Raw genomic sequence first — 12,710 nt, 5'->3', positions numbered from 1 at the left:
AGGGGCTCCCGTACGTTGCGTACGGGAGCCCCTCTACGTAGTGCCCGATGTGTGGTGCCCGGTTACGGCCTGCGGGCCGAGGTGACGCGGTACACGTCGTACACGCCCTCCACGCCCCTGACCGCCTTCAGGACGTGGCCCAGGTGCTTGGGGTCGCCCATCTCGAAGGTGAAGCGGGACGTGGCGACCCGGTCGCGGGACGTCTGGACGGCCGCCGACAGGATGTTGACGTGCTGGTCCGACAGGACGCGCGTGACGTCCGAGAGGAGCCGGGAGCGGTCCAGGGCCTCGACCTGGATGGCGACCAGGAAGACCGAGGACTGGGTGGGCGCCCACTCGACCTCGAGGATGCGCTCGGGTTCGCGGGACAGCGACTCGATGTTGACGCAGTCGTTGCGGTGCACCGATACGCCGCTGCCGCGGGTGACGAAGCCGATGATGGGGTCACCCGGTACCGGAGTACAACAGCGGGCGAGCTTGACCCACACGTCCTCGACGCCCTTGACGACCACACCGGGGTCGGCGTTGGAGCGGCGTTTGCGGCCGCGACCGTGCGGGGACGGAACGCTCTCGTCGATCTCCTCGGTGGCCGCCTCCTCGCCGCCGAGAGCCTGCACCAGCTTCTGGACGACGCTCTGGGCGGCGACATGGCCCTCGCCGATCGCCGCGTACAGGGACGAGATGTCGGGGTAGCGCATCTCGTGCGCGAGCGTGACCAGAGAGTCGCCGGTGAGGATGCGCTGGATGGGCAGGTTCTGCTTGCGCATCGCGCGGGCGATGGCGTCCTTGCCCTGCTCGATCGCCTCGTCGCGGCGCTCCTTGGAGAACCAGGCGCGGATCTTGTTGCGGGCGCGCGGCGACTTCACGAAACCCAGCCAGTCGCGGGACGGGCCCGCACCGGCCGCCTTCGAGGTGAAGACCTCCACCAAGTCGCCGTTGTCCAGGGTGGATTCGAGCGGGACCAGGCGTCCGTTGACCCGTGCGCCTATGGTCCGGTGGCCGACCTCCGTGTGGACCGCGTACGCGAAGTCCACCGGGGTCGCACCCGCCGGAAGCGCTATCACGTCGCCCTTCGGCGTGAAGACGAAGACCTCGTTGCGGGACAGGTCGAAGCGCAGGGACTCGAGGAACTCGCTGGGGTCCTCGGTCTCCTTCTGCCAGTCGAGCAACTGGCGCAGCCACGCCATGTCGTTGACGCCGTCCTTGTCCTTGGCGTTGGACCTGGGCGCGTCCGTGCGCACCTTGGAGGCGCCGGCGGAGGGCTCCTGCTTGTACTTCCAGTGCGCGGCGATGCCGTACTCGGCACGACGGTGCATGTCGAACGTACGGATCTGCAGCTCAACTGGCTTGCCGTTGGGGCCGATCACCGTCGTGTGCAGCGACTGGTACATGTTGAACTTGGGCATCGCGATGTAGTCCTTGAACCGGCCGGGGACCGGGTTCCATCGCGCGTGCACCGTGCCGAGGGCGGCATAGCAGTCGCGAACCGTGTCGACCAGTACGCGGATACCCACCAGGTCGTAGATCTCCGCGAAGTCACGGCCGCGGACGATCATCTTCTGGTAGACGCTGTAGTAGTGCTTCGGGCGGCCGGTGACCGTCGCCTTGATGCGGGCCGCGCGCAGGTCGGACTGGACCTCGTCGGTCACTATGGCGAGGTACTCGTCGCGCTTGGGGGCGCGCTCGGCGACCAGGCGCACGATCTCGTCGTACATCTTGGGGTAGAGGATCGCGAAGGCGAGGTCCTCCAGTTCCCACTTGATGGTGTTCATGCCCAGCCGGTGGGCGAGCGGCGCGTAGATCTCGAGGGTCTCGCGCGCCTTCTTCTCCTGCTTCTCGCGCTTGAGATAGCGCATGGTGCGCATGTTGTGCAGGCGGTCGGCGAGCTTGATGACCAGGACGCGGGGGTCCTTGGCCATGGCGACGACCATCTTGCGCACGGTCTCGGCCTGCGCGGCCTCGCCGAACTTGACCTTGTCGAGCTTGGTGACGCCGTCGACGAGGAGGGCGACCTGGTCGCCGAAGTCCCGCTTGAGGGTGTCCAGGCCGTACTCGGTGTCCTCGACGGTGTCGTGCAGCAGGCCCGCCATCAACGTGGCCGGGTCCATGCCGAGTTCGGCGAGGATCGTGGTCACGGCGAGCGGGTGCGTGATGTACGGGTCGCCGCTCTTGCGCTTCTGGCCGCGGTGCCAGCGCTCCGCGACCTGGTACGCCTTCTCGACCTGGCGGAGGGTAGCCGTCTCGATCTTCGGGTCGTTGCTGCGCACTATCCGCAGCAGCGGCTCCAGGACCGGGTTGTACGGGTTGGACCGCTGCACGCCGAGCCGCGCGAGGCGGGCGCGTACGCGGTTGGAGGAGCCGCCGCCGGTGCGGGCGGGCTGGCCCGCGGCCGCCGCACGGACCACCGGGGTGCTCACGGGGCGCTCGGGCTCGGGAGGAGCCGGCTTGGGGCGTGGCTGCTCTGCCGCCTTGTCGTCCGGCGCGGACTGGGCGTGCTCGACCGGCCCGCCGGGGGCGTCCTTGGCGGGCGTGGCCACGGGGCCCGAGTTCGATTCGGGCTTGGCGGCGATGAGTGGCTGGGCCTCGTCTGGCAAGAGGGCTCCTCGTGCGCGTTCCGGGTCCCCCGGTCAGGCTCCGGAGACCCCATGGTAGCGATCCTGGGCTTCGGACTCTCTTTCGGCCGGTGAGACCGCTTCGTACAGAAGAAACACAAGAGGCGGGCGCCGGATTCCTCCGGGCCCGCCTCCGCGGTGTCCTACGGGTGTCTCAGGCCTTTCCTGAGGCCATCCTGAGCCTTTCCCCGTGGGGTGGGGCTCAGACCTGGAGAAGCGCCTCCAGGGGAGCGCCCGCCAGGGACGGCTCCAGACGGCTACGGCCGCCCAGGAAGCCCAGCTCCATCAGGACGGCGACGCCCGCGACCTCGGCGCCCGCCCTGCGGATGAGCTGGAGCGAGGCCTCGGCGGTGCCGCCGGTGGCGAGGACGTCGTCGACGACCAGGACGCGGTCGCCCGCGGACAGGTCCTCGGCGTGCACCTCGATCTCGGCGGAGCCGTACTCCAGGTCGTACGTCTGGCTCAGGGTCGCTCCGGGGAGCTTGCCCGCCTTGCGTACGGGGATGAAGCCGAGCCCGGCGCGGACGGCGACGGGAGCGCCGAGGATGAAGCCGCGGGCCTCAAGGCCGACGATCTTCGTGGCCCCGGTGCGGACCGCGATGTCGGCCAGCGCGTCGGTGAGCGCCGTGAACGCCGCCGGGTCCGCCAGGAGCGGGGTGATGTCCTTGAACATCACGCCCGGCTCCGGGTAGTCGGGAACGTCCCGGATACGGCTGAGCAGCAGCTCCTCGATGCCCGTCATCGGCGCTTCCCCGAAGGACGGCCACGGCCCCGGTTGCGGGACGCGGGCTGGTTGCGCGGGCCGACGACCGCCGGGGTGGCGTCCTCGTCGTCGTCCTCGAACTGCTCCTCGACGACCGGCTCCTCCACGGACTCGCCCTTCGCCGCGGCCTGGGCCCGCTTGGCGAGTACGCGCTTCCTGAGGGCCTTCATCTGCGGCTCGCGCTCCTTGAGGTCGGCGACGAGCGGCGTGGCGATGAAGATCGAGGAGTACGCACCGGCCGCGAGGCCGACGAACAGCGACAGCGAGATGTCGTTGAGCATGCCCGCGCCGAGAACGCCGCCGCCGATGAACAGCAGGGCCGCGACCGGCAGAAGGGCGACCACCGTGGTGTTGATGGAGCGGACCAGCGTGCCGTTGATCGAGCGGTCGGCGACATCGCTGTAGGTCCAGCGGGTCTGCTTGGTGATGTCCTTCGTCTGCTCCTTGAGGCTGTCGAAGACGACGACCGTGTCGTAGAGCGAGTAACCGAGGATCGTGAGTAGACCGATCACGGTGCCCGAGGTGACCTCGAAGCCGACCAGCGCGTAGATGCCGACCGTGATGGTGATGTCGTGGATCAGGGCGACGAGCGCGGCCACGGCCATACGCCACTCGAAGGCGATCGCCAGATAGATCACGACGAGGATCATGAAGATCACCAGGCCCTGCCAGGCCTTATTGGCGATGTCCTCACCCCAGCTGGGGCCGACCAGATCGGCGGCGATCTTCTCCGAGTCGACGTTCAGGTCCTTGGCGAGAACGGTCTTGATCTCGTCGGACTTGCCGGTGTCGATGCCGGCGATCTGGATGCGCAGACCGCCGTTGCCGAGCTTCTGGACGACCGCGTCGTGACCGGAGGCCTCTTCCGCGTACGTCTCGGCCTGGCTGACCGAGACGCTGGTCTTCTCGGTGGTGAAGACGGCTCCGCCCCGGAACTCGATACCCATGTTCAGGCCGCCGACCGTCAGGCCGAGGATGGCCGTGATGGTGATCAGGATCGAGATGCTGTACCAGATGAAGCGCTTGCCGACGAAGTCGTAGCCGATCTCGCCGCGGTGGAGCCGGGCGCCAAGGGTGCCGAGCTTCGACATCTCACGCCTCCTTCGTGTCGACGGGGGCGGAGGGACGACGGGTGCGGCGCAGTGGCGGCTTGGCGCCCAGTCGCTTCGGGTCGAGGCCGGACCAGGTGTGGCCGCTCGCGAAGAACTGCTTGCGGGCGAGGATCGTCATCAGCGGCTTGGTGAAGAAGAAGACGACGACCACGTCGAGCAGCGTGGTCAGGCCGAGCGTGAACGCGAAGCCCTGGACCTTGCCGACCGTGACGATGAAGAGCACCGCGGCGGCGAGGAACGACACGAAGTCGGAGACCAGGATGGTGCGCCGGGCACGTGGCCAGGCACGCTCGACGGCCGGACGCAGCGAGCGCCCTTCGCGGATCTCGTCCCGGATGCGTTCGAAGAACACGATGAACGAGTCCGCCGTGATGCCGATCGCGACGATCGCACCACAGACCGCCGGCAGGTTCAGGGCGAACCCGATGGCGGGACCGAGCAGCGACATGATCACGTACGTGAGGACGGCGGAGACCAGCAGCGAGGCGATGGCGATGAGCGACAGGCCCCGGTAGTAGACCACCAGGTAGATGACGACCAGGGCCAGGCCGATCGCGCCCGCGATCAGACCGGCGTGCAGCTGCTCGCCACCGAGTGCGGCGGTCACCGTGGTGACGCTCGACTCGGTGAAGGTGAGCGGCAGGGCGCCGTACTTCAGCATGTTGGCCAGGTCCTGCGCCTCGGTCTGGTCGAAGCTGCCGGAGATCTCCGCGCTGCCGCCGGTGAGCGCCTGGCTGACGTACGGGTCGGAGACGACCTCGCCGTCCAGGACGATGGCGAACTGGTTCTGCGGGGTGGTGTTCTGCGCGAGCGTGCCCGTGATCTCGGCGAACTTCTTGGAGCCACCGGACGTGAAGTCCATGGTGACCTTCCAGCCCGAGGCATCCTGCGTGCTGAAGACCGCCGCGGCCGACTTGATGTCCGTGCCGGACACCGCGGCCGGGCCGAGCACGTACTTCTGCCACTGGCCGGAGGCGTTCTGACCGCAGGCCACGGTGGAGTCGGTGGGCTTGGCACCGTCGCCTGCCGTGGCACGGGCCGCCTTGTCGGTGCAGTCGAGCGCGGTGTACTCGGCCTGGAGCTTGGCGGTCGCGGCGTCGACGCTGGCGCTCGCGGACGGCGAGGCGCTGGCTTCGGCCGAGGCGCTGGCCGAGCTGGTCGCCGACGGCGTGGTGTCCGCCTTCAGGGCGTCGGTGACAGCACGGCCCTGGGAGGTGGCGGTGGCCGACGGAGTGGCGGAGGTCGCCTTGTCGGTGGCTTCCTCGGAGGCGCTGCTGGAAGGACTGCTCGAAGCGCTGCTGGAGGTGCTCGGCGACGGGCTGGCCGACGCGTCGGTGCCGGAGACCTCGGTGGCCAGGACCGGACGGAAGTAGAGCTTGGCGGTGGTGCCGACCTGCTCCCGGGCCTGCTCGGAGTTCGTACCCTTGGGGATGTTGACGATGATGTTCTTGTCGCCCTGGGTCTGGACCTCTGCCTCGGAGACGCCAAGACCGTTGACACGACGGTTCATGATGTCGACCGCGGTGTCCATGTTGGTCTTGTTGATCGCGTTGGGCTGGCCCGGTTCGTTCTTCGCCGTGAGCGTGATGCTCGTGCCGCCGGCGAGGTCGATACCGAGACGCGGAGTGGTGTGCCCGGAGAGGAACATCCCCCCGGTGAGCGCCACGATGGCGATCAGGATGAGGGCCAGCGAGCGCCCCGGCCTGCTCTGGGCGCTCGCGCTCCGGCCCTTCTTCGGTGCTGCCACCTTCTCGTACTCCCTCTCGGGCCGCCTCACGCCGGGTGAGCGCGCGTGCGGCCATGACATGGTGTCGCGATTCCGTGCGAGAACCACACATCCCCTCGGCCGCGAGGCGCGAGCGGGTCGCGCCGCGGCCTGGGGGTGTGCCTACTTCGCGTCGGACTCGCCGTCGGTCTTCTTCGGCTCTGCTTCGTCGGCTTCGTCGGCCTTGGCCTCGGCGGGCTCGTCGGCCTTCGCGTCGGCGGGCTCGTCCGCGGCGTCCTTCTTGCCGAGGTCGATGGGCTTGTCGTCGGAAGCGTCGGAAGAGGCGTCGGCGGCGGGCTCGTCGGTCTCGGTGAGGGAGGAAGCGTCGTCCGGGACGACGGTGCCGTCGGACTTCAGGTCGTGCTCGATGCCGTGGACGATGCGGTTGTACTCGTCGTCGGACAGGACGGCGCCGATCGAGTTCTTGGCGAAGACGAGGTCGACGCCCGGGGCCGCGTCAAGGAGGACCGTCTCCTCGTTGACCTCCTTCACCGTTGCGTACAAGCCCCCGATCGTGCGGACGCCGGTGCCGGGCTGCATGTCATTGCGCATCTGCGCGGCCGCGTTCTGCTTGCGCTTGGCCGAGCGGGTCATCAGGAACATCGCCCCGATGAGCACGATGAACGGGAGGAGGGTCACGAGACTCACGGGTCGGAACTTCCTTCAGTCGACCGCGATGGTGAGCGGCCTGTTGGATGGGGGTATGTGCACCGCCGACAAGGGCGGCATCGGCGGAGTCTAAGCGAGTCCGCACTCAAGGAACAACGCTCAGCATGGCACCGGGGTTCCTGCCGGGGCAGTACCGGCGCCGTCACGCCCCGAACAGGTCCCCTTGTCCCTTTCCGCCGGTTGACTGGCGGGGCGGGGTGAGGCCGAGATGCGCCCATGCGGCCGGTGTCGCCACCCGGCCACGGGGAGTACGGGCGAGCAGGCCCTCCCGTACGAGGAAGGGCTCGGCGACCTCCTCCACGGTCTCACGCTCCTCCCCCACCGCGACCGCGAGCGTGGAGAGGCCGACGGGACCGCCGCCGAAGAGCTTGAGCAGGGCTTCGAGCACACCGCGGTCCAGGCGGTCGAGGCCGCGCGCGTCCACCTCGTACACGGCGAGGGCCGCCGAGGCGATGTCCTTCGTGATGAAGCCGTCGGCCTTGACCTGCGCGTAGTCGCGTACGCGACGCAGCAGGCGGTTGGCGATACGGGGGGTGCCCCTGGAGCGGCCCGCGATCTCGGCGGCCCCTACGGTGTCGATCTCGACGTCGAGCAGGTTCGCCGAACGGTGGATGACCCGCTCCAGCTCGGCGGGCTCGTAGAACTCCATGTGCGCGGTGAAGCCGAAGCGGTCGCGCAGCGGGGGCGGCAGCAGGCCCGCGCGCGTGGTGGCGCCGACCAGGGTGAACGGCGGCAGTTCGAGCGGGATGGCGGTGGCACCGGGGCCCTTGCCGACGATGACGTCGACGCGGAAGTCCTCCATCGCCATGTAGAGCATCTCTTCGGCGGGCCGGGACATGCGGTGGATCTCGTCGAGGAACAGCACCTCGCCCTCCTGGAGCGAGGAGAGGATCGCGGCGAGGTCTCCGGCGTGCTGGATGGCGGGGCCGCTGGTGATGCGGATGGGCGCTTCCATCTCGGCCGCGATGATCATCGAGAGGGTGGTCTTGCCGAGTCCTGGGGCGCCCGAGAGGAGCACATGGTCGGCGGTGGCGCCACGCGCGCGCGCGGCACGGAGGACGAGGTCGAGCTGCTCGCGGACCTTCTCCTGACCGATGAACTCGTCCAGGTCCTTGGGGCGCAGCGCGGCCTCGACGGCCTGGTCCTCGCGGTCGGCGACAGAGCCCACCAGCCGCTCGGCGGCGGTCTCGTCGGTCGTGTCGTCCCAGTTCATTGCGTGTGCCTCGCGGTGTGGTGGTGGGGCCGCCGGTGGTTCAGCGGGCGCGGTTCAGGGTCTGCAGGGCGGCCTTCAGCAGCGGGCCCACCTGGGGTGTGCCCTCGGCGGCCTCGGCCTGCGGAGCGACCGCGGAGACCGCCTCTTCGGCCTCGCGCGTCGCGTACCCGAGGCCGATCAGCGCGGCGTGCAGCTGGTCGCGCCAGCCGGTGCTGACCGGGGCGCCGATTCCGGTGCCGGTGCCGAGGGGCGCGCCGAGCCGGTCCTTGAACTCCAGAAGAAGCTTCTGGGCGCCCTTCTTGCCGATGCCTGGGACGGCCATCAGCGCCTTCTCGTCACCGGAGGCCACCGCGCGGCGCAGGGCGTCCGGCGTATGCACGGCGAGCATCGCCTGGGCGAGCCGGGGGCCGACGCCGCTCGCGGTCTGGAGGAGCTCGAAGGTCCCCCGCTCGTCGTCGTCGACGAAGCCGTACAGGGTCAGTGAGTCCTCGCGTACGACGAGGGAGGTGGCGAGCTTGGCCCGCTGCCCCATGCGGAGCCCGGAGAGCGTGTTGGGCGTGCACTGGACGGCGATGCCGATGCCGCCGACCTCGACCACCGCGGAGTCGGGGGCGAGGGCGGCGACCGGGCCGCTGACGAAGGCGATCATGCGGTACGGCCTTTCGATGCGGGGTGCGATGCGGAGCGTGGCGCCGGTTTCGACGCCTGCGTCGACGCTTGTTTCGACGCGTGCAGGGCGGCGGCCTGCTGGAGCCGGTTCTGCTCAACGGCCTGTTGGAGCCGGTTCTGGGCGGGCGCGCGCCAGATGTGGCAGATGGCGAGGGCCAGGGCGTCCGCCGCGTCGGCGGGTTTGGGGGGCGCGTCGAGGCGGAGCAGGCGGGTGACCATCGCCCCGACCTGGGCCTTGTCCGCGCGGCCCTGGCCGGTGACGGCGGCCTTGACCTCGCTCGGGGTGTGCAGGGCGACGGGGATGCCGCGCCGGGCCGCACAGAGCATGGCGACCGCGCTGGCCTGAGCCGTGCCCATCACCGTGCTGACGTTGTGCTGGCTGAACACCCGCTCCACGGCGACGAATTCGGGCTTGTACTCGTCGAGCCACTGCTCGATGCCCTGCTCGATGGCGACGAGACGCAGGCCCAACTCGGCGTCCGCCGGGGTGCGTACGACTCCGACGCCGCGCATGGTGAGGGGCCGGCCCGCGACGCCTTCGACCACACCGACACCGCACCGGGTCAACCCGGGGTCAACGCCCAGTACCCGCACCCAGCCCCCCTTTTGCGGCTAAACCGCCGCCGCTCTCGCGGAGGTGGCTGATCACCGTCGTGGTTGCTCAATTGATGGTTGCGGTCCGTGGACGGCGATCATCATCTGTCGTCGCCAGGCTATCCGCTGCCACCGACAACGACAGCGGGCCGGTAGGACGTGTCCCACCAGCCCGCCAAAAGGAAACCTCGCGGCTCAGACGTCGACCTTCGCCATGACGTCATCGCTCACGTCGAAGTTGGCGAAGACGTTCTGCACGTCGTCGCTGTCCTCAAGGGCGTCGATCAGCTTGAAGATCTTCCGGGCGCCCTCTTCGTCGAGCTCGACCTGCATGGTCGGGACGAAGTTGGCCTCGGCCGAGTCGTAGTCGATGCCGGCCTCCTGGAGCGCGGTGCGCACCGCGACCATGTCGGTGGCCTCGGAGATGACCTCGAAGGAGTCACCGAGGTCGTTGACCTCCTCGGCGCCCGCGTCGAGCACGGCGCCCAGGACGTCGTCCTCGGCCAGCTCGCCCTTGGGGACGATCACGACGCCCTTGCGGTTGAAGAGGTACGAGACGGAGCCCGGGTCGGCCATGTTGCCACCGTTGCGCGTCATGGCGACGCGGACGTCCGAGGCGGCACGGTTGCGGTTGTCGGTGAGGCACTCGATGAGCACCGCGACACCGCTCGGGCCGTAACCCTCGTACATGATCGTCTCGTAGTCGGCGCCACCGGCTTCGAGACCGGCACCGCGCTTGACCGCGGAGTCGATGTTCTTGTTCGGGACCGAGCTCTTCTTGGCCTTCTGGATGGCGTCGAACAGCGTCGGGTTACCGGACACATCGGCGCCGCCCGTGCGGGCCGCGACCTCGATGTTCTTGATCATCTTCGCGAAGAGCTTGCCGCGTTTGGCGTCGATCACGGCCTTCTTGTGCTTCGTCGTAGCCCATTTAGAGTGGCCGGACATCTGCCTGTCTCCTTCGCGTAACCCAACTCTTTAGGAACGCCAGAGATCCTACAAGGACTCCGGTGTCCGGTTCGCGCGCACCATGTCGACGAACAGGCCGTGCACCCGGTGGTCGCCGGTCAGTTCCGGGTGGAACGACGTGGCGAGCGCGTTGCCCTGACGTACGGCGACGATGTGGCCCTCGTGCTCGGCCAGCACCTCGGTCTCGGCGCCCACGGACTCGACCCAGGGGGCACGGATGAAGACGCCCTCTACAGGATCGCCCTCTACGCCCTGGACGTCGACCGCCGCCTCGAAGGACTCGTTCTGACGTCCGAACGCGTTGCGGCGCACGATCATGTCGATGCCGCCGACGGTCTCCTGGCCCGAGCGCGGGTCGAGGATCTTGTCGGCGAGCATGATCATGCCGGCGCAGGTGCCGTAGACGGGCATGCCGTCCCGCACGCGCGCGCGCAGGGGTTCCATCAGGCCGAACAGGACGGCCAGCTTGGAGATGGTGGTGGACTCACCGCCGGGGATGACAAGACCCTCGACCTCGGCGAGCTCCTCGGGACGCCTCACCGGCCTGGCCACGGCGTCGGCCGCGGCCAGGGCGATCAGGTGCTCCCGTACGTCGCCCTGGAGAGCCAGGACGCCTATGACAGGAGTGCTCATGGGTGACTACCAGCCACGGTTCGCGTAGCGCTCGGCCTCGGGGAGGGTGTCGCAGTTGATGCCGACCATGGCCTCGCCCAGGTTGCGGGAAGCGTCCGCGATGATCTTCGGGTCGTCGTAGAAGGTGGTGGCCTTCACGATGGCGGCGGCGCGCTTGGCCGGGTCGCCGGACTTGAAGATGCCGGAGCCGACGAAGACGCCCTCGGCGCCGAGCTGGCGCATCAGCGCGGCGTCGGCGGGGGTCGCGACACCACCGGCGGAGAACAGCACGACCGGCAGCTTGCCGAGCTCGGCGACCTCGCGCACGATCTCGTACGGGGCGCGCAGCTCCTTGGCGGCGGCGTACAGCTCGTTGTTGTCGAAGCCGCGCAGCTTGGCGATCTCGTTCTTGATCTGGCGCAGGTGGCGGACGGCCTCGACGACGTTGCCGGTGCCGGCCTCGCCCTTGGAGCGGATCATGGCCGCGCCCTCGGCTATGCGGCGCAGCGCCTCGCCCAGGTTGGTGGCGCCACAGACGAAGGGGGTCGTGAACGCCCACTTGTCGGAGTGGTTGACCTCGTCGGCCGGGGTGAGGACCTCGGACTCGTCGATGTAGTCGACGCCGAGGGACTGGAGCACCTGGGCCTCGACGAAGTGGCCGATACGGGACTTGGCCATGACCGGGATCGAGACCGCCTCGATGATCTCCTCGATCATCGTCGGGTCCGACATGCGCGCCACACCGCCGTCCTTGCGGATGTCGGCGGGGACGCGCTCCAGGGCCATGACGGCCACGGCGCCCGCGTCCTCGGCGATCTTCGCCTGCTCGGCGTTGACCACATCCATGATCACGCCCCCCTTGAGCTGCTCGGCCATACCGCGCTTCACGCGCGCGGTGCCGGTCTCGGGGTTCTGTGCGGAGTTGGAGAGCGTGCTGGACACGGGTTGACCTCACTCGGTGAAAGAGGGCTTCTGCATCACCGAGGAAACGCGAGTGGACCAGGCCACAGCAAGGGCCAATGGGGAGGCGGTGGCTCATTTTCCTTCGCCCGCGCTGGGCAAAAGCCGGTGCGAAGCAGGGAAATCAGCTGGTCGGACGGTCCGCCAGCGCCACCGGCGGCTCGTCGTCCATCTCGAAGGCCAGCGGGAACGGCGCGTGCCCGGCCAGCCGGAACCAGCGGACCGCACGGTGCTCACGGAGCGCCCGGGCGGCCCGTACGGCGTCGTTGTGGAAGCGCCGGGCCATCGGCACCCGCCGCACCGCCTGAGCCAGCTCCCCGGCGGCCTCCTCGCCCCCGGGTGCGGCCCGCACCGCCTCGACCTGCTGCACCTCTCCGAACACGGCCCGCAGCGCCTGGCTCAGGTCGCTCTCGGCCACCTCACGCTGCTCCTCCTCGGCCTGCCGGGCCGCGTGCGCCGCCTCGTACAGCACGATCGACGCGGCCGGATCGAGCACCCCGGACGTGGCCAGCTCCTGGGCGACCGAGGCACGGCGCAGCAGTTGGGCGTCGAGGGCGGCCCGGGCGGCGTCGATCCGGGCGTGCAGCCGGTCGAGCCGCCCCGCGGTCCAGCTCAGGTAGAGGCCGATCGCGGCAAGGCCGACGAGGATCCAGATGAGGGTTGGGGTCACGGGCGGCAAGGCTACCCGTGCGAGACCACCGCTCTTCGAGGTCCCGTGCCCGGCGGAGTGCGCCGCGTCCGGTCGAGCGGTGGCCCTCCCCGCCTGGAACCG

Annotated in this window: 12 protein-coding genes; all 12 read right to left on the bottom strand. The window is 69.4% G+C overall.

Translation table 11 applies throughout. From position 1 onward, the window contains the following. Positions 1–62: 62 nt before the first annotated feature. The 12 genes from OG266_RS37135 to OG266_RS37080 all read right to left on the bottom strand — a co-directional run bounded on the left by OG266_RS37135 (position 63) and on the right by OG266_RS37080 (position 12,608). Positions 63–2,594 carry a bifunctional (p)ppGpp synthetase/guanosine-3',5'-bis(diphosphate) 3'-pyrophosphohydrolase gene (locus OG266_RS37135; RefSeq protein WP_266467532.1) on the bottom strand — a complete coding sequence of 844 codons (2,532 nt, stop codon included), beginning with the start codon at positions 2,592–2,594 and terminating at the stop codon, positions 63–65. 220 nt (positions 2,595–2,814) lie between these two features. Continuing rightward, positions 2,815–3,354 (bottom strand): adenine phosphoribosyltransferase, encoded by a 540-nt coding sequence (locus OG266_RS37130; protein WP_266467529.1) that lies wholly within the window; start codon positions 3,352–3,354, stop codon positions 2,815–2,817. Continuing rightward, complete coding sequence (gene secF / locus OG266_RS37125) at positions 3,351–4,466, bottom strand: protein translocase subunit SecF (RefSeq protein ID WP_266467525.1); 1,116 nt, start codon at positions 4,464–4,466, stop codon at positions 3,351–3,353. The genes OG266_RS37130 and secF overlap by 4 nt, the downstream gene beginning before the upstream one ends. 1 nt (position 4,467) lies before the next feature. Continuing rightward, the gene (gene secD, locus OG266_RS37120; RefSeq protein ID WP_266467522.1) at positions 4,468–6,234 is read right to left on the bottom strand and encodes a protein translocase subunit SecD; all 1,767 of its coding nucleotides are present in this window, start codon (positions 6,232–6,234) and stop codon (positions 4,468–4,470) included. Positions 6,235–6,375: 141 nt separating this feature from the next. After that, positions 6,376–6,900, bottom strand: coding sequence for a preprotein translocase subunit YajC (gene yajC / locus OG266_RS37115; protein WP_329548750.1), 525 nt, complete (start codon positions 6,898–6,900; stop codon positions 6,376–6,378). Positions 6,901–7,063: 163 nt separating this feature from the next. Then, positions 7,064–8,134, bottom strand: coding sequence for a Holliday junction branch migration DNA helicase RuvB (gene ruvB / locus OG266_RS37110; RefSeq protein ID WP_266467513.1), 1,071 nt, complete (start codon positions 8,132–8,134; stop codon positions 7,064–7,066). Between the two features lie 40 nt (positions 8,135–8,174). Beyond that, a complete protein-coding gene (gene ruvA, locus OG266_RS37105) occupies positions 8,175–8,783 on the bottom strand; it encodes a Holliday junction branch migration protein RuvA (protein ID WP_266467510.1) in 609 nt (202 codons plus the stop codon). After that, a complete protein-coding gene (gene ruvC / locus OG266_RS37100; protein WP_371551085.1) occupies positions 8,780–9,397 on the bottom strand; it encodes a crossover junction endodeoxyribonuclease RuvC in 618 nt (205 codons plus the stop codon). Before ruvC ends, ruvA begins: the two co-directional genes overlap by 4 nt. 195 nt (positions 9,398–9,592) lie before the next feature. After that, the gene (locus tag OG266_RS37095) at positions 9,593–10,345 is read right to left on the bottom strand and encodes a YebC/PmpR family DNA-binding transcriptional regulator (RefSeq protein ID WP_266467504.1); all 753 of its coding nucleotides are present in this window, start codon (positions 10,343–10,345) and stop codon (positions 9,593–9,595) included. Positions 10,346–10,393: 48 nt separating this feature from the next. Continuing rightward, positions 10,394–10,999: a pyridoxal 5'-phosphate synthase glutaminase subunit PdxT gene (pdxT, locus tag OG266_RS37090; RefSeq protein WP_266467502.1), complete on the bottom strand. Its 606-nt coding sequence runs from the start codon at positions 10,997–10,999 to the stop codon at positions 10,394–10,396. Between the two features lie 6 nt (positions 11,000–11,005). Next, positions 11,006–11,920 (bottom strand): pyridoxal 5'-phosphate synthase lyase subunit PdxS, encoded by a 915-nt coding sequence (pdxS, locus tag OG266_RS37085; protein WP_266467500.1) that lies wholly within the window; start codon positions 11,918–11,920, stop codon positions 11,006–11,008. A gap of 142 nt (positions 11,921–12,062) precedes the next feature. Then, positions 12,063–12,608 carry a hypothetical protein gene (locus tag OG266_RS37080; protein WP_266467497.1) on the bottom strand — a complete coding sequence of 182 codons (546 nt, stop codon included), beginning with the start codon at positions 12,606–12,608 and terminating at the stop codon, positions 12,063–12,065. Positions 12,609–12,710: the final 102 nt, after the last annotated feature.

Origin of the sequence: Streptomyces sp. NBC_00554 (genome assembly GCF_041431135.1) — a bacterium.
Lineage (GTDB): Bacteria > Actinomycetota > Actinomycetes > Streptomycetales > Streptomycetaceae > Streptomyces.
This window is presented reverse-complemented; position numbering and strand designations above follow the sequence as displayed.

Excerpts from the sequence above, each read along its gene's own strand:
- OG266_RS37130 (WP_266467529.1), bottom strand. The coding sequence starts at position 3,354 with ATGACGGGCATCGAGGAGCTGCTGCTCAGCCGTATCCGGGACGTTCCC.
- secF (WP_266467525.1), bottom strand. The coding sequence starts at position 4,466 with ATGTCGAAGCTCGGCACCCTTGGCGCCCGGCTCCACCGCGGCGAGATC.
- ruvB (WP_266467513.1), bottom strand. The coding sequence starts at position 8,134 with ATGAACTGGGACGACACGACCGACGAGACCGCCGCCGAGCGGCTGGTG.
- ruvA (WP_266467510.1), bottom strand. The coding sequence starts at position 8,783 with ATGATCGCCTTCGTCAGCGGCCCGGTCGCCGCCCTCGCCCCCGACTCC.
- OG266_RS37095 (WP_266467504.1), bottom strand. The coding sequence starts at position 10,345 with ATGTCCGGCCACTCTAAATGGGCTACGACGAAGCACAAGAAGGCCGTG.
- pdxT (WP_266467502.1), bottom strand. The coding sequence starts at position 10,999 with ATGAGCACTCCTGTCATAGGCGTCCTGGCTCTCCAGGGCGACGTACGG.